The following is a 19248-nucleotide window of genomic DNA, read 5'->3' as shown; positions in this document are numbered from 1 at the left end:
GGTTAGGGTGGGGTAAAACAAAATCTTAAATCACCAAATCTATTGTGGGGATTGGATAGAACGATATAACACCTAATAATTCGATAAAATGTTGGGTTTCGTTCCTCAACCCAACCTACCAGTTATGATTATCGAGTGTTGCGTTCAGACAGCAAAACCTCAGCGACAAGATACGGCAAATCTTTCAGATCTGTATAGCCTTCCAAACCACGAATAGGAGAAACAAATGTATAGTCTGGATCGCATGCGCCAGTGTCGTAGACTTGAATGTACCAGCGATCTGGTAACCCTGCGACAGACAGTTCCACAACATACCAAGACTGACCAATAAGACGAGAATTAACAATGACAAACCACTGTCTGTCCTCATCTGAGACGTTCCACTCAGCCATGAGAAATTCTAACGCGATAAGCCCTGCATCAGTTTCAGTCAACAGCATTGTTATCGATCGCTCCCTTTCCCACTTCTGTAGAATTTGGAATTTCAGGATAGAGTCCGAGTTGTTTGGAAAGTTCTTTTGTTACATGGATGAGAAATTTCGCACCATCTTGATTGCCTTGATGTGCAAATCCAGTGGCTACCTGTAACATTGTTTGTATTAAACCAGGGTCAATTAAATCTAAATGAGCTTCTAAAACTTCTGGCTCTTCACCGTTAGGACAACGGAGTAATTTCTCAATAAGTTCGCAATACAATCTATGACGTTCTTCTAAAGATTGCTCTGAAATTGGTTCCGAAATTTGTTCTGACATAAGCTTTTATTGCTCAATATTTTGTTGCCAAATTCTTTCCAGCATTTCTACTTTTTGCTGAAAGGTAACTGTTCGATAAATAAGATACCTGTCGTATAAGATAACGAACACTCCTATAAAGATAGGAAAGAATAAAAAAAGAAATTGTAAGATTTTAACAATTTGAGGTTTTTCTAAAGAAGTTAGGGATTGGTTGGTAAATTTAGTATCAAATAATTGCGTTTGTGATTTGTCAGCATAAGAGTTTTTACTTTTTTGCGTGGGTGCTAATTGAACTGAGTCTTCACGACTCCGAGCGATTTCACAGCCTAATGCTCGTATTTGCACTAGCTCTGTGTGTCGTTCCCAAATTATGCTAAACACAACTAGCGCAGGAGAAAGTACGACAAAGGTTACAAAACAAACTGTGAAGAATTGAACAAATTTAGATTTCATATAAGTAGCTCGTCATTTGTCATTTGTTATTTGTCATTGGTAAAAGTTTTAGATGTGCTGGCATTTTGTAATGTAGTTTTCTTGTATTCCACTTACTTATCTGTTAACTGGTTAACTCTTTGAAGAAGCCCCCCCTATCTCCTTAGCTTTCGCTTTAGAATATAGGGGGGTAGAGGGGAATCTCTGCGTAAATCCTATAGCGTTTATATCAGGAGGGCTATTTTAGAACAGTTTCACTCAACCGGATCAAGTTAATTAAATAAATTAGAGTTGTACTCAAGCTTTGGAATCTTTACTAAATAAGAGTTTTAAAATTATTACGAGTAATGGGTGCTAGTGTTTTGGTTGGTGGGTACTAGTTTTTCTAAAAAGAGGTTCTAGCATTTGTGTACTCAAGTTTTTTTTGCTATGTACTCATTCGCTACAGCTAAAACCTTAATCAATAGCCAAATAGGGATTGGGCATTGGAATTTTGGATTTTGGATTTTGGATTTTGGATTAGTTGTTCTTCCTTGTTCCCCTTGTCCCCTTGTCCTCCTTGTCCCCTTGTCCCCTTGTCCCCCTTGTCCCCCTTGTCCTCCTTGTCCCCTTTGTTCCTTGTCCCCAGTCCCCAATCCCCAGTTTATTTTTAGGAGCGGATGAATGCGAATTGCTCGTGATGTGACAGAAGTTATTGGGAGAACTCCTTTAGTTCAGTTAAACAAAATACCTCAGTCTGAAGGATGTGTGGCTCGAATTGTGGTGAAATTGGAGGGGATGAATCCCGCTGCTTCCGTAAAAGATCGCATTGCTGCAAGTATGGTAAAAGCAGCAGAGGAAGGAGGGTTGATTGCACCGGGAAAAAGTATTTTAGTTGAGCCTACATCTGGTAATACGGGGATTGGGCTGGCTATGGTAGCAGCAGCACGTGGTTATCGTTTGATTCTGACTATGCCTGAAACTATGAGTTTAGAACGACGTGCTATGTTACAAGCTTATGGTGCTTCTTTGGAATTGACTCCGGGAACTGAGGGGATGCGAGGAGCAATTCGTAAAGCAGAAGAAATTGTTGCCAACACTCCTGGTGCTTTTATATTGCAACAATTTTGCAACCCCGCTAACCCCAAAATTCACAAACAAACCACGGCTCTTGAAATTTGGGCAGATACAGATGGGGAAGTGGATTTTATTATTGCAGGTGTTGGTACGGGCGGAACAATTACTGGAATTGCTGAAGTTATTAAAGAACGCAAACCAAGTTTTAAAGCGATCGCAGTAGAACCAGCGAACAGCCCAGTTTTATCTGGAGGTGAACCAGGAGCGCATAAAATCCAGGGTATTGGTGCGGGATTTATCCCAGAGGTTCTCCGCAGAGATTTGATAGATGAAGTGATTAAAGTGAGTGATGAGCAAGCAATGGCTTTTGGGCGAAGACTAGCCAGAGAGGAGGGTTTGTTGTCTGGTATTTCTTCTGGTGCGGCTTTGTCTGCTGCAATACAGGTTGCTCAACGTCCGGAAAATGCAGGGCGTTTAATCGTGATGATACAACCCTCTTTTGGCGAACGTTATCTCAGTACACCAATGTTTCTGAGTTAATAACTGTATTGGACGCAAGTAAAAAGCGCTACATATAACCTTGCTCAATCAAGGATTCAAGAAGTCTAAATGCTTACCTCTTTGGGAACGCAATTCTTCTAAAGAACCTTGCATTTTGACTTCGCCCCGATCCAACAGCACAATCCAATCTGCACGCTCAATAACTCTTGGACGATGGCTGACTAGAATTGTGGTTTTCCCTTGCCTATCAAATAACAGCTTGTCTAAGACTTGTGCTTCATTTGCAGGATCAAGTCCGCCAGTTGATTCATCTAAAATCAACACGGGTGGATTGTTGGCAATGGCGCGTGCTATAGCTAAACGTTGCCTTTGTCCACCAGAAAGATTAACTCCAAACTCTCCTAAAACGGTTTGATATTTTTCCGGTAGCTTGCTGATAAAGTCGTCTGCTTCAGCAATTTGGCAAGCTTTAACAATTTCTTCAAAACTAACACTAGGAGATCCTAACCGGAAGTTTTCAACAATAGATCGACTCCAAAAGTGAGCGTCTTGGGGAACAAGCACAACTTGTCTTCTCAAACATTCTAAAGAAACATCTTGTTGGTTATATATACCAAAGCGGATATTTCCAGATTGAGTTTGATATAAACCAGCAATCACTTTTGCTAAGCTACTTTTACCACACCCTGATTCGCCAATGAGGGCAATAACCTTACCACCAGGAATTGTCAGGGAAAAATCTTTTAGTAATTCAACTCTACCAGGATAATGAAAGTTCAGTTGCTTGCAAACTATATCTGCATTATCGGGAATGTTAACCCAAGCTTTTTCCTCATCACCTAAGGTTTCTGGTGTAGAGTCGATCACTTCTGCTAGTCTGGAAGTGGCTGTTTGTACGTGAGTAAAATCGTCAACAAAATCAATCACAAAATCAAATAAAGAAACCAGATTCCGATTCAGACTTATGAACGCCAGCAGTTGACCGATACTTAATTCTTTACTAATAACCAGGATACTACCAAGCCAGAGTAAAACTGCACCGCCAATCTCATAAACCCACCTTGAGAATTGTTTATTAATAATCTCGATTTTAATTGTGGTAAATGCTAGATTAGCTAAGCGACCAAATCTAATTTGCAACTCTTCCCAAAATTGAGGAGCAGCGGTAGTTGTTTTTAGTGTCAATGCACCCTTAAATGTTTCTACCAAAACACCTTGATTTTCGGCTTCTAAAACTATAAGATTGCGAGTTTTTTGTTGTAGTGTTGGAAGAAAAACAATCGTAGATAAAGTCATCATACAAGCTATGACAAAAGCTACAAGCGTTAACTTCCAGCTATAAAATAGCATTATACCAAAACAAATAACCGCAATAAAAAATTTACTGGGAAAACTAACAACTGCTTGTGAAATTAACCTGTTAATTTGTTGAATATCTCTTAATCGACTAACAATTTCACCACTTCGGCGAGATTCATAGTAATCCAAAGGTAAGCGCAAAATTTGTTGACCAAACTCTAAGATAAGCGTTAACTTAAAGCGCTGGGCAAAATTAGCAATCAGGATATTTTCTACTAGGGTAAGGCTACTTCTGATAGTGTACATCGTTACGACTGCCAGCACAACACCAGTCAGAAGCTGAGCGTCACCTCGAACTAAAACATCATCGGTGAGAATTTGGATGAGGAAAGGAGAGGATAAAGAAAGAAACCCTATGAACAGGGCACACAATAAAGCCTCAACGATAATAGCTTGGTAAGGCAAGATACCTTGAAGAAATTTCCCAAAGTTGTTAATTTTATCTTCAGGTAGTGCAAAAAAGCGATTTGGATCTGGCTGTAGTAATAGCAACACCCAATCTTTCCAACCCTCGCTCAACTCCTGTTTGGAAAGATAACGAATACCTACAGATGGATCGCCAACAACATACTTTTTACCATGCTGACCATACAAAACTACCCAGTGATAGCCCTTCCAGTGGATAATTGCTGGAAGTGGCATCTCTTTAAGCTTGCTGAGAAACTCAGAGGACGCTTTAGCAGAACGCGCCCTAAAGCCCATAGCTTCTGTCCCGCGCCTTAAACCTAGCAAAGTAGTTCCAAGTTGCCCGGTACCTATTGCCTCACGAATGCGGTTGAGGGTAAAGGCACGCCCATAATATCTGGCAATGGAAGCGACACAAGCAGCTCCGCAATCTTCTTCACTATACTGTCGAACAACCTGGTATTTCTTCATGACAAATTAGCTCTATATCTTTCTTTAGGGAGAAAAGAATACAAAGAAAGGGTGGTATTGATTTTTTATAAAGGGAAATAAATGTCCTCAGAGTTGGCATTTAGATAAGGATGTTGCAACTCAATACCCGACTTTGAGAAGTGTTTGTGTATACACAGCGTCCGCCCTTGTTCCGAGTTGTCACCTTTGTGCCAAGCTTCTAGTAATGCATCAGCAATGATTCGGCAGCGATTCATGCCAAAATCTTCTTGGGTAGCAAATTTGCAATTGGGTTCTTCTGCCAAACTCAGTCCTAATGTCAAAGGTTTGGTGAATAGGGGCAATCGATCGCGAAAATGGGATTTGTTTTCTATATAAATACTCTGAAGGACTTGGTGAACTACTTGGTAGTTGTGGCGCTTAAATTGGAGAACCCCACAGTCGTAGCGATAGTATTTATCGGTATCGTATAAAACCTTAAAGGTGAAGGGGATACTAATTTCGTTAAGTTGCTGCGTTAAACTTTTCATGACAGCAAGAGCACCTTCGGAACTAAAATTAAAATAGATATTTACAGTTTGAGTCGCTTCTTCTTCATAACTGTCCATCAACCCTGCGTCGCCAACTGCCACATAAAATTCCTGTTCTAGCAGGTTGGATGGCATCTTTACGGCAACGGTGTCACCTACAGTGGCAGGCTGTTGGGTGAATTGCGGATAGCAAGTTTCCTGGGGGGAAGCAACGCTAACGCCCTCAACATATAATGTCAAGTTATCTTTTTGTACAGCCAGCACATCGTCGCTTTCTTGCCGCAACACGCGCCATCCAAGATCGAAGTAGCCTTTTCCACAATTACTTTTTTGCAAACCTTCGTAAAAATCCCGGTTTAGTCCCCTGATAGTATTGTTCTCTAGATTTTCCTCGCTTTCTAAAGAATCTAAGTTGGTACTCATTGCCAGAGTCTCTTTTAAGTCACCGTTATAATAAATTCCATAGAGAAAAGTTCGCAGTTGTAAGTTGAGATACTTATTTTGGATATCCGACGGTAGTTGTTGCAGGGAAGCGACTACTTCTGCTGACAACTCTAATGGGTTGTAGTCTGGATGACTAATACAAAAATTCGCCTGAATTTGAACCTTGCTAACAATGTCAGAAATAGGACTTAGCAGTTGATTTGGCAGAGCACCTAGTAATTGCATGATCGATGTTACATTTTGTCTAAAAATTTGCTGTTATAGCTTTAACTTGCCTACCACGTGACAATACTTGACAGCATTGAATTATACATTTGCAAATTTCGCGCTTAAGCGCTTATAGGACGAAGATCGCTTAGTTCAGATGCTGTCGTCCCAAAGATAATCGGTAACGATCGCTCCGGTTCGCACAATAGTGTCTTGGCAACCTGAAGCATACAAACTCCTCTGTTGCCAAAGGGTTCGTGATAGCGAATCCTGATTTGGATTTTTTCTAACAATGCCATACCAGTGAATTGCATGACTTTTAGCAAAAAATTTGGGTAAGTATCTATGATTTCAGGAAATTTCTGAAAATAACCTTGTATAAGTGCATTAATACTTGGTTGGATCTTCTCTAATGGAGTGGTGGCTAGTTGCAAAGCTATTGCTAAATCAATATCTGTACTTACAATTAAGCTACTGAGCCATATATTTAGATAGCTGGCAATAATTCTTCCTAAATCAAATGCAGGATCGCCCCAAGTACATCTTTCCCAATCAATGATTCGTATGATACTGTTGGCTGATGCATCTGTATTGGAAAGCGATCGCTGCCATTGATTGTTCAGTAAAATATTGTTCAGTTTTAAGTCATTGTGGATTAAACAGCGCCGCTGATAAGTGTTTTTTAGTTTTGCGATCGCTTCCCCAAAACTTTCATAACGCTGATATAGTTTAAAAAACTTGAAATTATCAGATGTAACCCGAGCAAAAATTTCTGGTTTAAGCTTTTCTAGACCATGTAAAAAATTTGGCGTTTTCTCTAGTTCTTGACTGTCAGACAAGAAAAAAAATTTATAAACATTGCTTTCAAAAGTCTTGCTATGAACTGTCGCGATCGCTTTTCCAATTTCACTGGCAATAGATGTCGGCAAATTCTGTTCTTGATTGTAAAAATCCTCTAAATCGCAATAGTTATCCAAGTAGTTAAAAATTATGATAAAACGACTTGGATCGAAATGGATTACCTCGGATATCAACTCTTTAATGTCTGCTACTTCTGGAAAAGCTAACAACCATTTATGAAATCTCCATTCTTTTACAAACTCATTCTTGGTCTTTCCTTCTTTGTTATAACGCTCTTGCTTGATTAATAAATGACGATTATTTGGAAAAGTGACTAATAAATTGAAATTTTTCGAGCTTTTTGATTCAATCTTGCTGATAGTTTGCTCTTTTTGATTGCATAGCCCGTGTTCAATTAAATAATTAAAAACATTATGAGAACTTAAGAAAAATGTCATGGTCGATCGTTCGTTATCAATCTTATTAACTTTATTTACAGATTTTTCTTAACCTTTGCGTTAAAGCTTTGCTCTGCCAGATTGATGGCAATACAAGAAGAGTAGAGTTTTTATAACCATTGGATGATTGTATCAATGGTGATAAAAACCCTACTTTTAATCAATCAACAACGGTTAGAACCTTTGAAAAAGGCTTTGAAAAGCTTTTAGCTATAGCTGTTATGATTCGTCAAATTTGGACAAATTCAGAAAAAATTCAACAGAATAAGGTTACCAATGGTACTCACAACCATAGCTGTTGCTTTTACTCTTAACTCTTACTCTTGCTGCCACTCTTGCTCTTACTCTTACTCCGACTCTTGGACGAGTTATATTTGCCACGTTTGCCACCACCAGTTATGGTGGATTCGTCTTCTGCTGATAAATCTGTAAGGAAATTTTCAGCAACTGAAAACAGGTTTAATGCACCCATTTTACGCCTCCAGTATGAATACAGTACTCTAAAGTAGCTTACTTTTAACGTTAGTTTAACGTTCAGTAAATCTAGTATTAACTGATAACATAAAAATTATACGTAAAAATCTTCACCTAGACAGATGCCTCAGAGGACTTATCTTGTTGTATTTTTTACGTTCTCCTTATCGCAGTTATGCCTTCTGCCTCTCTTCTGGTAATTTTGGCGTTTTTCACGAAAAATTTTGCTAAAGTTACCATTTTTGCAGGTCTTTTATTGTAAAAATACTTAATATTTTGGTTCGCGTAGTAAATAATACTTAAAAAAATGTGTGACAGTAACCAAGCAGTTATAGTTAAACCCTCTCTGTGGAAAAAAGGAGTTAGTTATTACAATGGAGCACCCAAGTATTAAGTGTAAATAAAATTACTCATTAAAAAGTTAAGTAGATTCTTTTTCTGTTACATTTAACACTGTTGTTTCAGTGTTATAATTCTCTAAATAAAATAGTGAATTTTTAAGATAAACTTTACTAAAGCAAAAGTTTGGGTAAACTCTACAACTACAGCCCAACTCTTTTTAGTCAAATTTAGCAATTGTTTTTTACATTAATTAATTATGCTCGTAGAAAAAAAACCAGAGTTTCTGCGTACAGTTAAAAGTGACGAATTCGTACCAACAGTCAGCCCTTGGGTATCCTTCGGAGGACTGATTTTGATTGGGAGTTGTGGCGTCGCTATCTTACTTGCCAGTATTATTAAATACCCAATCGCTGTGAGAGCCGCCGCCAGTGTTCGACCTGCGGGAGAACTGCGAATTGTGGAAGCAGCAACATCAGGAGTCGTAAACACTATCTTGGTGAAAGAAAATCAGATTGTTGACAAAGGTCAGGAGATAGCCACTATCGACAGTTCCCAACTCCGAACCCGAAAAAATAGTATAAAGCTCAATATTCGGCAAAATCATTTAAAACTTGCCCAAATCAATGCCCAGATGAAGGCACTACAAACTCAAATTAAGGCTGAGTCAAATGCGATGCAAAGGGCGATCGCAGCTGCGGAAGCAGAATTCAGCCGCAGTCAACGGGAATATCGAGACAAACAACTTATCGCTGAAGCGGAAGTGCAAGAAGCCTTAGCGAGTTTGGAGTTAGCAAAAGAAGAAATGAAGCGATATCAACAGCTAGGGAAAACAGGGGCGATTTCCCTGTTACAAATCCGGGGGAAAGAACAATCTTTCAAAGCCAGTCAAGCTAAACTTCAACGCGTCAAAGCTGCACTTAATCCCAGTATATCTACAGTGGCGATCGCACAAGAAAATATTGCCCAACAAAGAGCAAGAGGTGAGTCTACTCTTGCTGGATTGAACAAAGAAAAAGAAAGCTTGCTTCAGCGTCGGATTGAAATTGAAAATCAAATTAGTCGTGAATATCAAGAACTTCAACAAATTCTCAAAGACTTGGAAAAAACTATCATTCGCTCAACAGAGAGAGGCACTATTCTTAAACTAGAACTGCGGAATTCCGGTCAAGTTGTACGCCCCGGACAAGCAATCACTCAAATTGCACCCAGCAACACCCCTCTAGCGATTAAAGCCCGTGTTGCTGCTGACGATATTAGTAAAGTCCTACTTTGTAAAGCCTCACAAGTTGCAGATTGCAAACAGGGGAACGTTCAAATGCGGGTTTCTACTTATCCTTACCCTGATTACGGTACCCTCAAAGGAGCTGTCAGGGCAATCACTGCCGATACTATTACACCTCAACGAAATAGTAATATCTCAGTACCTCCCTTCTATGAAGTAACTATCGAGCCAGAGAAACTTTATTTAGAGAAAGGAAATCAGCAATATCCCATTCAACCAGGTATGGAAGTTACAGCAGATATTATTTTCCAACAAGAGACGGTGCTCACATTTATTTTGAGAAAGGCTAGGTTATTAGCAGGTTTTTGACACCTCCTCAACCACAAAATAATTTGGTCACCGGGTTTTTTGCCCTCAAATTGAATAGAAAAACCCTCTCCGATTTGGGAGAGGGCTGTAGATCTAGACCACCTTAAAATATAGGGAACACTGGCTTAAGGTGTCATTTGCTCCTCAGTCTAGCCAAATTAAACCAAGTATCTGGTGTTGGGTACTATGGGGAAAAAGGCATATTCGTACCATGCTGTCCAGATAAAACTGCGAATCCACCGTTGGCGTTTTTCAGGATTCAATTCGTACTCAAATGCACCCCGCGCTTGGTCAATGGAAGATAGGTGAGACTCGCACCCACAACCGTGCTGGTAGGTAAAACCGTATTTGGAAGCGATGCTTTGTATTTTCATTTGCACTGCAAAGACTTTTCCTGCGTGCAGCACTGCATCCCACCCGCGTTTGTGTTCGCGATCGCGAGGATCGAATCTCAGAGCACGTTCTTCAAATACAGTATCTCTATAAACAGGCGCAAGGTGAACTTGGTAAAAGCTTGCAGGAAGTTCGTAACCAAACTCTTGAAACAGTTCCTGTGCGATCCGAGCAACCTTGAGTTCGTTTGCCCACTCCGAGCCTTTTGACTCAAATTCACGAACTATTTCTGCAAAATCGGGATATTTCTCAATTTTAAAGTCTTCTCCGTAAAATTCCAGCGTTTCTTTTGCCAATTGTCCAAATATCTCAGTAAATGCTGACTTGAGACGAGCAAGTTCCGGACGTTCGTTAAACAAGTCAACATCACCCTGTTCTAACTTGTACTGGAACAACTGCGCCATCTCAACATAGCTCTGGCGGCTTGTCAGTCCAAAGCTAGTCTCTCCTGTAGCAATGTCTTGCCACACCTTTGGTAATTGAGAGATAGGAACCGCATTCTCTCCAGCGATCGCTAAAACTTGAGGTGCATTGAGAAGAATCATTCTTGTTCTCCAGAGCTATATCCGTAGCAAGATTACAATAGAGTCTACACTGATTAGCTCTGTTACAGTGTGGAGGGTCAAACCCATCACCGCCCTATTGCGTGTCTTTTTCTCTCATTTCGTGCTGCCGGATAGAAAATTGGTATTGGCTCAAACTGTTAGTATGTAGCTCTTTATGCTAACTTGTAAAAACTAGTGACAATTGCCGGCGTAGCATGACTTCTATAAATGGGCTACTACGAGTTGATTTGACTAAACGCACTCATCCCGCGTTATCGGATCGTCCTGTCTTTTCAAGTGACCAATCCGGATGGAGAGGCGTTTTTTTCAATCACTATCAACATCCTGCTCATGAAAGCCCAGAACATCAATGGATGCAGCACATCATTGGCATCACAGGAAGTGGACATCCAGTTCAGTCAGAGCATCGGTTAGATGGTCGGGTTCAAACTTGTTACTGCCAGCCCGGTGAGGTGCTTTTGCTCCCTGCTCAGCTAAGGTATTCATCTAATTGGCAGCAAGCAGGTGAATTTTCCCTTGTTGGCTTTTCTCCTAAGTTTTTTGAACAGATAGTCAATGAATCAGTTCAGGTGAAGCATATTGAACTGATTCCTCAGTTAGGTCTTATCGATCCATTTGTTCAGCAGGTTGGACTTGCTCTTAAGGCTGATGTAGAGGCAGAGTATCCCGCGGGTCGAATGTTTGGAGAATCTTTAGCTACTGGATTAATTCTTCATCTCCTCAAGCATTATTCAGTCTGGCGACCACAACTACCTTTCAATCGAACTGGTCGTTTACCAGAATCTCAATTGCGAAAAGTATTGGATTACATTCATGCTCATCTCGCTCAAGATATCCCGTTATCAGAGATGGCAGGAGTCCTACACCTCAGCCAATATCATTTTTGCCGTTTGTTCAAGCAATCAACAGGGGTTACTCCACATCAATATCTAACTCAATGCCGTATCGATAGAGCAAAGCAGTTGTTGTTAAAAACTGAATTGACAATTACTGAAATCGCCTTTGAAGTGGGCATAACTAATCACAGTTCTTTTACTCGGCTCTTTCGCCAGTATGTAGGCTTGACACCAAAAGCTTTTAGGGTATCAAGTTAAATATTACAGCAAGATCTGCACAGGTTGAGCAAAACTCGTCAAGCTTTTGATAAAGAGTGAGGGCTACACTCAACGTGTTCCTGCACTAGAAGTAGTTTGCGTCAATACTACTTCAGCTTAAATATGTTTGAGGATTTGTATGAAATATGCTGTTGCATCTCGCGATCGCGTTCTTCGATACTTACTCGTAATTTCCATTCTTGGATTTACTCATTGGTTCTTTGGCAACCTTTACGAACAGATTGTACTCGCCCCTAATCTACTAGGCTTGGGAGTAGAGGGACTTCAACTCTGGCGGCAGTTTTTCCAGTTTTCCGATCCGCGCTACTACTTTCTTCCACTCAACCCTATTGCTATTTTAGTCACCTTTGCTGCATTAGCTATCAGCTGGCGCAGTCATTCTAAACAGCGAAAATGGCTTATGGGTGCTGCTTCCTTTGCTCTTGTCACTGGACTTTTGACTGTATACATCGTCACTCAAATCAATTTGAAGCTTTATTTCGGACCGTTGTCAGATGATATCAGTTGGTTGCAATCAACACAACAACTTAGTGCGACACTAGGCAAACTCAGATTAGTTAGTGAGTTAATAACCTTATACTGTGCCTTACGTGCTTATTTGCTGATGCTTCGCGATCGCAACAACATTGCTTACAAAAAGACAACAGATCCAATGTATTGAGTGTTGAATCTTAAGGGTTGTTAGCCGGATATGGTGGGCAATGCCCACTCTACTTAAAATTTTTGGCGTTGCTGAATCAATGTATGAATTCTAGTTAAAAGAGCAAGATTAGCCCTCACCCTAGCCCTCTCCCTTTGGGAGAGGGAAAAAGAATTCACCGCTCCCAACTCCTGTCAGGGAGAAGGGTTGGGGTGATGGGCAATTCATACTGTTATTCAGCAATGCTAAATTTTTGATGAACGATTTAAGAGTTATTTATTATTCTTCAATTACAAATAAAAAGATAGACTTTCCAGCTTGCTTTGCTCAGAAGAAAGTACCTGAGCGGGTACTACGAATTTTTCATGAAGTTCACCATACTAAAGGAACAATATAAGCGGTAAAACAGTGATAAGGTGTGAGAATGATGACAAGTATAAAAGAAACAACTCAATCAACTTTAGAACCGAATCTATTTGAGTTACAAGGTTACGATATACAGATTACTTATTCAACTAGCAGTTTTACTGGAGAACCCATCTTTACTTTCACCAGTCAGAACGAACACCTCAATTTTAGTGGTTCAGAAATCCAAGTAGAAGACACTAAACTGAGTCGAATTGTCACAGTGATGCTGAAAAACAATTTGGTAGATGAAGGTTTTGAAAGTTTAACCTTGCTGCTACCAGTGGTTTTTCTTTCTGAAGAATCAAGGACAAGCACAATTCAAACTGAGGTCATTTTTAGTAAGAAACCGGGTTTTGTAGTTCCTACTCGCACAGGACAATTACAAACTTATCAAACGGTCAGTGTATTTGGTACTGCACAGCGTGTTGAATTTTGAATGGTTAGTTGATAGTTGATAGTTGTTGGTTGTACCATTAACAACTATCAACTATCAACTAACCACTAACTATCTTTATACTTGAGTTACATCTTCCTGAGTTAACTGCTGCTCTACGTTACTAATAGCAGCATTGAGACCAGCAATTTTAGTTTCTAAATCATCTCGCATAGTCTTCAGAAATTTCAGCTTGCGTTCAAGGCGGGTTTTGCGAGAAACTGTTTCCCCACCGTAGCAAGAGTTGTTATACCAAAAAGAAAATGGAAACATAGTTCGCCTTTTTAAATAAGAGCATATTTAAATTGTGACCAAATTCCAGGTGAGATAACGGCAATAACATTGGGGGAAAACCGTCCAGAGAAATGCGGGTTTCAATCTTGGTTAAAAGCGGCTTGAACGCAAGCAGCTGCTAGAGGTGGTAACTCCTGTTCGAGTGCGCTGATAATAGCACGGTCAAAAGCTGACCATTCTCTTTTGTTCCCAAATACGCAGGGCTGTAAGATTCCCCATAGTTGATTGTTCCAGACTAAGTGAGAGTGTATCAGTGCCCGATGTCCAAAATGTTTTTGCTCAAACTCTCGGTTAACAACTTCTGGATTGGCTGTTTCTACATCTTCTACGTAAATAGAGGGGTCTGTTCGTAAAGCAGCTGCAAATTGAGGATCTTCTTCTGGCAAAGATTCTGGTTCTAATTCCCACTCAGGCTTCATGGGATTTGGAATTTCTGGGCTTCGCCGCCAGCAATGAGTAATCTTTCCTAGTTTGAGTTCTGGGTTTCTTAGATAGAGAAAACAGCGATCGCATTGCAACTCTTCTCCAAGTACTGGTAGTAGAGCATTGAAGACAGCGTTTGGTTCATTATGTTTTTCTAGAATATTTTGAATAGTTTTTGGTAAAGTTGAGTTCAACATATTATATGGCTGTAAAAAACTTTATCCAACTTTATATCTAGAATTAGCCGTTCTCTCATCAATCTGTGGTAAGTGTTGCGGAAAAACTTGATTGGCGATTGGCGAGCGCAACTGGATGTGGAGTGTTCGCAATCAGGCGTGGATTATAATTCTATCTCTGGATAGAGGTAAAAAATGGTAAAGACATTTATTATCATGCTTACTTCAAGAATATTTCTTAATCCCACTCTGTAATGAGGTTTCTGCCCAGTTAGTCTATCCCGAACGCTTACATGTAGCAAAGTTTGAAAGTCCCACATCTCCTATTCCCGCTCGTAATTTCAAGCCAAATGCCCAGCGGCAGTGGTTCACAATGTTGGTAACGAAAGTGATTCTTAGTCCGTGCTTGAAGCTAAAATGTTCTATTTTCAAGCTTGATGTAAAGATGCTGTCTGTGGTTTCATAGAAATCTCGTACTTAATGTACCGAATGTTAAAGCTCTTTCGAGTCAAATTGATTGAGGCTACTACTAGCATTGAGGGTTTCACCAAGGTGGATGGTTTTTGTGTGATGGCACGAAAAACCTCCTTGAATTCCTCGTCCCTTCTATATATCCTAATGGTTAACAGATTATTAAGATATTAGAACCATTTCTCATTTACACTGGGTAATTTTCACAGCAACATCATCTCAGTCTTGGCGGCTAGCCAGTATAATCGCCACCTTCTACAGGTAGTGATGTACGCAAGAGTCGATGTCTTCTGATATCTTGATGAAGAAACCGGATGAGCCAAAATACCTATAGCTCCTCCGTTCGTCATCAAAGCGATCGCAATATGATGCTGCCAAAGTTGTAATAACTATCACTTTTAATATGCCATATACGGAATTTTTCGATTTCTGAGAAAAACAAATTAAATCTTAAATATTTATTGTAAAACATGATATTTTGTTAATTAGGTTGGTCAAAACAACCGAGCGACAACTCTCAACCCTGTTCTTGTATCAGGATTTCTGCAAAATGCCAGCAAGTAACCTGATGTAAGCAAAATTGGCTCTCAAAAAGGCTCAGCAGATTCATTACCAATTGACAAAAGTATGCTCGAAACCGTATTTGGGGAAGAAATAAGAGTTGATAAATGTGTTTCTGTTGCACTGGATGTATCTTTTGGGTGATTCATTCAGAGGTACATCTGGGGTTTGATAGTGTGCAGATTTTAATTGTCTTGCGAATAGTCCCCTAATTTTATTAGGGGATATTGTCAACTTAGGGTCAACAAGAATGAGTACCGTACAAACAAAGTTTGAAGCTACTGAAAGCGCTTTTCACGTAGAAGCTTACGAAAAGATTGAGTATAGCCTGGTTTATGTTGATGGGGCTTTCTCAATCAAAAATACTGAGTTGGCAGAAGTCTATAGAGATTTTGGACGTTGTCTAGCTGTTGTGGATACTAATGTAAACAGGCTATATGGCAGCCGAATGCAGGAGTATTTCGAGTATTATGGCATTGACCTCACAGTTTTCCCTATCACAATCGCTGAGCCAAACAAGACTGTTGAATCGTTTGAGAAGATTGTAGATGCTTTTGCTGATTTTAGATTGGTTCGGAAGGAACCCGTACTAGTGATTGGTGGAGGATTGATTACAGATGTAGCGGGTTTTGCTTGTTCTGCTTATCGCCGGAGTTCCAACTACATTCGCATTCCTACAACTCTTATCGGGTTAATTGATGCGAGTGTGGCTATTAAGGTAGCTGTTAATCACAAAAAGCTGAAAAATCGCTTGGGTGCTTATCATGCTTCTAAAAAAGTTTTCTTGGATTTTTCGTTTCTACAAACTCTTCCCACAGCGCAAGTCCGCAATGGTATGGCGGAACTTGTGAAAATTGCTGTGGTTGCGAACAAAGAGGTTTTCGATTTGTTGGATGAGTATGGTGAGGAATTACTCCGCACTCATTTTGGTTACGTTGATGCTGAACCAGAAATTAGGGATGTAGCTCATAAAGCGACTTATGAAGCTATCAAAACTATGTTAGAATTAGAAATTCCCAACCTCCATGAGTTAGATCTCGATCGCGTTATTGCTTACGGACACACTTGGAGTCCGACTTTGGAATTGGCTCCTCACATTCCCATATTCCACGGTCATGCAGTGAACATTGACATGGCTTTATCAGCAACAATAGCTGCACAACGAGGTTATATTACTACCGAAGAACGCGATCGCATTCTAAGTTTGATGAGTCGTCTCGGTCTCGCCCTAGATCATCCCCTGATGGATGAAGAACTCATGTGGCGTGCAACTCAATCAATTATCCTGACAAGAGACGGTTTGTTAAGAGCCGCAATGCCAAGACCGATTGGCAATTGCTTCTTTATGAACGATTTAACTCGCGAGGAACTAGCAGCTGGTATCTCGGAACACAAACATCTGTGCCAAAACTATCCTCGTGGCGGTGAGGGTGTAGAAATGTATCCAGATACCTATAAGCCAGAACTCGTTGGGAGTGAAGCTTGATGTCTCAATCTGACGTTGCTGAAAAACCAATTGCTCGACCCGTCACACCATTGGGAATTTTAGCAAAACAGCTAGAAACTATTTTGCAAACCCTAAATGGGAAAACATCTGCTCAGGTAGCCACAGAGCTTAACTTAGCATGGCGCTTAGCAGCAGGTTTAGACCCTTACATAGAAGAATGCACCACCAATGAATCTCCTGCTTTAGCAGCGTTAGCAAAGAAAACTGCTTATGAAGCTTGGGGTCAGCGTTTTCACGAAGGGGCTACGGTACGGGAACTAGAACAGGAAATGCTCTCCGGTCATGTAGAAGGACAAACACTCAAAATGTTTGTGTACATGACCAAAGCCAAGAAGATACTGGAAATTGGTATGTTCACTGGCTATTCTGCATTGGCAATGGCAGAAGCACTACCACCCGATGGCGAACTAGTTGCTTGTGAAATTGACCCATACACCGCAGAATTTGCCCAAGTGGCTTTTCAGGCATCCCCCCACGGAGAGAAAATTCGTGTAGAAGTGGGTAGTGCATTAGAAATTTTGCAAAAACTCGCAGCAGCAGGCGAGACATTTGACTTTGTGTTTATAGACGCTGACAAGAAGGAGTATGTAAAGTACTTCCACACCCTGTTGGAAAAAGATTTGCTAGTTCCAGGGGGATTTATATGCGTGGATAATACCTTACTACAAGGTCAAGTATATCTCTCGCCCGATAACCGGACTCCAAATGGTGAAGCGATCGCTCAGTTTAACCGTACTGTTGCTGACGATCCTCGTGTGGAACAAGTCTTATTACCATTAAGAGATGGATTAACTATCATCAGACGGATCTAGTTAGTGGTTAGCGGTTAGTGGTTAGTGGTTAGTGGTTAAAACAATTAGCAACTAACAACTAACAACTAACCACTAACAACTCTCTACTAACCAACAACCTTTTATGACACAATCCATTTCTTTGTCTTCACCAGTACCAGCAACACCACCCATTTCTGTAAAAGCACGTTTCATTACCCTGTTCCAGAACTTAGGAACTTTAACATTGCTGTTGTTAGCGCTACCGATTAACGCAGTTATTGTTCTGGTTTCCTTAGCTTGGAATTCCTTAAGCCGTCTTTTCAGTACCCAACAAACGACAGTTGCACACCCTAAAAATATCCTGATTAGCGGTGGCAAAATGACAAAAGCCTTGCAACTTGCACGTTCCTTTAGTGCTGCAGGACACAGAGTTGTTCTCATAGAAACCCATAAGTACTGGTTATCAGGACACCGATTTTCTAATGCCGTTTCTCGTTTTTACACCACTCCCACTCCACAATACGATCCAGAGGCATATATTAAAACCTTAGTAGACATCGTTAAGCGAGAAAATATCGATGTTTATGTTCCTGTTACCAGCCCAGTTGCTAGTTACTACGACTCTCTAGCCAAGCCAGCACTATCGCCTTACTGCGAAGTCATCCACTTTGATGCTGATGTGACGAAAATGCTGGATGATAAATTTGCCTTTAGCGAGAAAGCACGAGAACTGAGTTTATCAGTTCCCAAATCATTCAAGATTACCAACCCAGAGCAAGTCTTGAATTTCGATTTTTCCCAAGAAACTCGCAAGTATATTCTCAAAAGCATTCCCTACGACTCTGTACGTCGCTTAGATCTTACTAAACTACCCTGCGATACACCTGAAGAAACAGCAGCATTTGTTAAGAGTTTGCCAATCAGCCCGGAGAAACCTTGGATTATGCAAGAGTTTATTCCTGGCAAAGAATTCTGCACTCACAGCACAGTCCGAAATGGAGAGTTAAGACTGCACTGCTGTTCGGAATCTTCGGCTTTTCAGGTTAATTACGAGAATGTTGAGAATCCTGAAATTCAGGCATGGGTGACGACTTTTGTCAAGGGTATGGGATTTACCGGACAAGTTTCCTTTGACTTTATCCAAGCCGATGACGGGAAAGTTTATGCAATTGAGTGCAACCCCCGAACCCATTCGGCGATTACTATGTTTTACAATTATCCTCAAGTGAGCGATGCTTATTTAGGAACAGAGCCTCTGACTGAACCTTTACAACCATTACATAATAGCAAGCCTACATATTGGTTGTATCATGAAGTTTGGCGGCTCACTGGGATTCGTTCTTTTTCTCAACTCCAAAACTGGGTAAGGAACATCTTTAGAGGAACTGATGCTATCTACAAGTTGCACGATCCATTGCCTTTTTTAATGGTACATCACTGGCAAATCCCTTTGTTATTGCTGAATAACCTATGGCAACTTCGAGGCTGGACGAGAATAGATTTTAATATCGGTAAACTTGTAGAATTGGGTGGCGATTAACATGTCTCTTATAAACATATCCGAGCCAACGAGAATAAGGCGAATGGCGTATGCCGTCTTATGCTTGAAAAAAAAAATGGTTGTGGGGGGTGGTATGGGTTGGGGGGGGGGGGGGGGGGGGGGG

19 protein-coding genes are annotated in these 19248 nt (G+C 40.5%); 8 read left to right on the top strand and 11 right to left on the bottom strand.

Annotated features, from left to right (window positions below; genetic code table 11):
- Positions 1–128 precede the first annotated feature (128 nt).
- Genes F7734_RS54150 through F7734_RS54140 form a run of 3 tightly spaced genes read right to left on the bottom strand, consistent with a single transcriptional unit; the run spans position 129 to position 1188 of the window.
- The gene (locus F7734_RS54150) at positions 129–440 is read right to left on the bottom strand and encodes a hypothetical protein (protein ID WP_155752493.1); all 312 of its coding nucleotides are present in this window, start codon (positions 438–440) and stop codon (positions 129–131) included.
- Complete coding sequence (locus F7734_RS54145) at positions 427–753, bottom strand: hypothetical protein (protein ID WP_155752492.1); 327 nt, start codon at positions 751–753, stop codon at positions 427–429. The genes F7734_RS54150 and F7734_RS54145 overlap by 14 nt, the downstream gene beginning before the upstream one ends.
- A 6-nt stretch (positions 754–759) precedes the next feature.
- A complete protein-coding gene (locus F7734_RS54140) occupies positions 760–1188 on the bottom strand; it encodes a hypothetical protein (protein WP_155752491.1) in 429 nt (142 codons plus the stop codon).
- 642 nt (positions 1189–1830) lie between these two features.
- Here F7734_RS54140 and cysK point away from each other — a divergent pair.
- Entirely contained in the window at positions 1831–2763 is a 933-nt protein-coding gene (gene cysK, locus F7734_RS54135; protein WP_155752490.1) for a cysteine synthase A, read from the top strand.
- A gap of 48 nt (positions 2764–2811) precedes the next feature.
- Here cysK and F7734_RS54130 read toward each other — a convergent pair whose 3' ends face one another.
- The 4 genes from F7734_RS54130 to F7734_RS54115 all read right to left on the bottom strand — a co-directional run bounded on the left by F7734_RS54130 (position 2812) and on the right by F7734_RS54115 (position 7889).
- Complete coding sequence (locus F7734_RS54130) at positions 2812–4959, bottom strand: peptidase domain-containing ABC transporter (protein ID WP_155752489.1); 2148 nt, start codon at positions 4957–4959, stop codon at positions 2812–2814.
- A gap of 65 nt (positions 4960–5024) precedes the next feature.
- Positions 5025–6137, bottom strand: coding sequence for a T3SS effector HopA1 family protein (locus F7734_RS54125; protein WP_155752488.1), 1113 nt, complete (start codon positions 6135–6137; stop codon positions 5025–5027).
- A 104-nt stretch (positions 6138–6241) separates the two neighbouring features.
- Complete coding sequence (locus F7734_RS54120) at positions 6242–7417, bottom strand: phosphotransferase (RefSeq protein ID WP_155752487.1); 1176 nt, start codon at positions 7415–7417, stop codon at positions 6242–6244.
- Positions 7418–7727: 310 nt separating this feature from the next.
- The gene (locus F7734_RS54115; protein WP_155752486.1) at positions 7728–7889 is read right to left on the bottom strand and encodes a hypothetical protein; all 162 of its coding nucleotides are present in this window, start codon (positions 7887–7889) and stop codon (positions 7728–7730) included.
- Positions 7890–8489: 600 nt separating this feature from the next.
- Here F7734_RS54115 and F7734_RS54110 point away from each other — a divergent pair.
- A complete protein-coding gene (locus F7734_RS54110; RefSeq protein ID WP_155752485.1) occupies positions 8490–9824 on the top strand; it encodes an HlyD family efflux transporter periplasmic adaptor subunit in 1335 nt (444 codons plus the stop codon).
- 158 nt (positions 9825–9982) lie between these two features.
- On the opposite strand, the gene F7734_RS54105 is transcribed toward F7734_RS54110, so the two are convergent.
- A complete protein-coding gene (locus tag F7734_RS54105; protein ID WP_155752484.1) occupies positions 9983–10762 on the bottom strand; it encodes a hypothetical protein in 780 nt (259 codons plus the stop codon).
- Positions 10763–10977: 215 nt separating this feature from the next.
- On the opposite strand from F7734_RS54105, the gene F7734_RS54100 reads away from it, so the two are divergent.
- The 3 genes from F7734_RS54100 to F7734_RS54090 all read left to right on the top strand — a co-directional run bounded on the left by F7734_RS54100 (position 10978) and on the right by F7734_RS54090 (position 13382).
- On the top strand, positions 10978–11877 hold the full coding sequence (locus F7734_RS54100) for an AraC family transcriptional regulator (protein ID WP_155752483.1): 900 nt from the start codon (positions 10978–10980) through the stop codon (positions 11875–11877).
- Positions 11878–12016: 139 nt separating this feature from the next.
- Complete coding sequence (locus tag F7734_RS54095) at positions 12017–12559, top strand: DUF1772 domain-containing protein (protein ID WP_155752482.1); 543 nt, start codon at positions 12017–12019, stop codon at positions 12557–12559.
- 403 nt (positions 12560–12962) lie between these two features.
- On the top strand, positions 12963–13382 hold the full coding sequence (locus tag F7734_RS54090; protein WP_155752481.1) for a hypothetical protein: 420 nt from the start codon (positions 12963–12965) through the stop codon (positions 13380–13382).
- Positions 13383–13457: 75 nt separating this feature from the next.
- On the opposite strand, the gene F7734_RS54085 is transcribed toward F7734_RS54090, so the two are convergent.
- From F7734_RS54085 to F7734_RS54075, 3 genes are all read right to left on the bottom strand, one after another.
- Positions 13458–13652 carry a hypothetical protein gene (locus tag F7734_RS54085; protein ID WP_155752480.1) on the bottom strand — a complete coding sequence of 65 codons (195 nt, stop codon included), beginning with the start codon at positions 13650–13652 and terminating at the stop codon, positions 13458–13460.
- 101 nt (positions 13653–13753) lie between these two features.
- Positions 13754–14293, bottom strand: coding sequence for a GAF domain-containing protein (locus F7734_RS54080; RefSeq protein ID WP_155752479.1), 540 nt, complete (start codon positions 14291–14293; stop codon positions 13754–13756).
- A gap of 705 nt (positions 14294–14998) precedes the next feature.
- Complete coding sequence (locus tag F7734_RS54075) at positions 14999–15139, bottom strand: hypothetical protein (RefSeq protein WP_155752478.1); 141 nt, start codon at positions 15137–15139, stop codon at positions 14999–15001.
- 415 nt (positions 15140–15554) lie between these two features.
- Here F7734_RS54075 and F7734_RS54070 point away from each other — a divergent pair, with 415 nt between their 5' ends.
- The 3 genes from F7734_RS54070 to F7734_RS54060 all read left to right on the top strand — a co-directional run bounded on the left by F7734_RS54070 (position 15555) and on the right by F7734_RS54060 (position 19124).
- Positions 15555–16790 (top strand): sedoheptulose 7-phosphate cyclase, encoded by a 1236-nt coding sequence (locus tag F7734_RS54070; protein WP_155752477.1) that lies wholly within the window; start codon positions 15555–15557, stop codon positions 16788–16790.
- Positions 16790–17623 (top strand): class I SAM-dependent methyltransferase, encoded by an 834-nt coding sequence (locus F7734_RS54065; RefSeq protein WP_155752476.1) that lies wholly within the window; start codon positions 16790–16792, stop codon positions 17621–17623. The genes F7734_RS54070 and F7734_RS54065 overlap by 1 nt, the downstream gene beginning before the upstream one ends.
- A 103-nt stretch (positions 17624–17726) precedes the next feature.
- Positions 17727–19124: an ATP-grasp domain-containing protein gene (locus tag F7734_RS54060; RefSeq protein WP_155752475.1), complete on the top strand. Its 1398-nt coding sequence runs from the start codon at positions 17727–17729 to the stop codon at positions 19122–19124.
- The last annotated feature ends 124 nt before the right edge of the window (positions 19125–19248 follow it).

Source organism: Scytonema sp. UIC 10036 (assembly GCF_009725235.1).
The sequence above is the reverse complement of the archived record's forward strand: the minus strand, read 5'-3'. Positions and strand labels throughout refer to the sequence as shown.

Coding starts and splice junctions, on each gene's coding strand:
- F7734_RS54105 (WP_155752484.1), bottom strand. CDS start 10,762: ATGATTCTTCTCAATGCACCTCAAGTTTTAGCGATCGCTGGAGAGAAT.
- F7734_RS54115 (WP_155752486.1), bottom strand. CDS start 7,889: ATGGGTGCATTAAACCTGTTTTCAGTTGCTGAAAATTTCCTTACAGAT.
- F7734_RS54065 (WP_155752476.1), top strand. CDS start 16,790: ATGTCTCAATCTGACGTTGCTGAAAAACCAATTGCTCGACCCGTCACA.
- F7734_RS54125 (WP_155752488.1), bottom strand. CDS start 6,137: ATGCAATTACTAGGTGCTCTGCCAAATCAACTGCTAAGTCCTATTTCT.
- F7734_RS54140 (WP_155752491.1), bottom strand. CDS start 1,188: ATGAAATCTAAATTTGTTCAATTCTTCACAGTTTGTTTTGTAACCTTT.
- F7734_RS54110 (WP_155752485.1), top strand. CDS start 8,490: ATGCTCGTAGAAAAAAAACCAGAGTTTCTGCGTACAGTTAAAAGTGAC.
- F7734_RS54085 (WP_155752480.1), bottom strand. CDS start 13,652: ATGTTTCCATTTTCTTTTTGGTATAACAACTCTTGCTACGGTGGGGAA.
- cysK (WP_155752490.1), top strand. CDS start 1,831: ATGCGAATTGCTCGTGATGTGACAGAAGTTATTGGGAGAACTCCTTTA.
- F7734_RS54145 (WP_155752492.1), bottom strand. CDS start 753: ATGTCAGAACAAATTTCGGAACCAATTTCAGAGCAATCTTTAGAAGAA.
- F7734_RS54080 (WP_155752479.1), bottom strand. CDS start 14,293: ATGTTGAACTCAACTTTACCAAAAACTATTCAAAATATTCTAGAAAAA.
- F7734_RS54100 (WP_155752483.1), top strand. CDS start 10,978: ATGACTTCTATAAATGGGCTACTACGAGTTGATTTGACTAAACGCACT.
- F7734_RS54130 (WP_155752489.1), bottom strand. CDS start 4,959: ATGAAGAAATACCAGGTTGTTCGACAGTATAGTGAAGAAGATTGCGGA.
- F7734_RS54095 (WP_155752482.1), top strand. CDS start 12,017: ATGAAATATGCTGTTGCATCTCGCGATCGCGTTCTTCGATACTTACTC.
- F7734_RS54070 (WP_155752477.1), top strand. CDS start 15,555: ATGAGTACCGTACAAACAAAGTTTGAAGCTACTGAAAGCGCTTTTCAC.
- F7734_RS54150 (WP_155752493.1), bottom strand. CDS start 440: ATGCTGTTGACTGAAACTGATGCAGGGCTTATCGCGTTAGAATTTCTC.
- F7734_RS54120 (WP_155752487.1), bottom strand. CDS start 7,417: ATGACATTTTTCTTAAGTTCTCATAATGTTTTTAATTATTTAATTGAA.
- F7734_RS54090 (WP_155752481.1), top strand. CDS start 12,963: ATGATGACAAGTATAAAAGAAACAACTCAATCAACTTTAGAACCGAAT.
- F7734_RS54060 (WP_155752475.1), top strand. CDS start 17,727: ATGACACAATCCATTTCTTTGTCTTCACCAGTACCAGCAACACCACCC.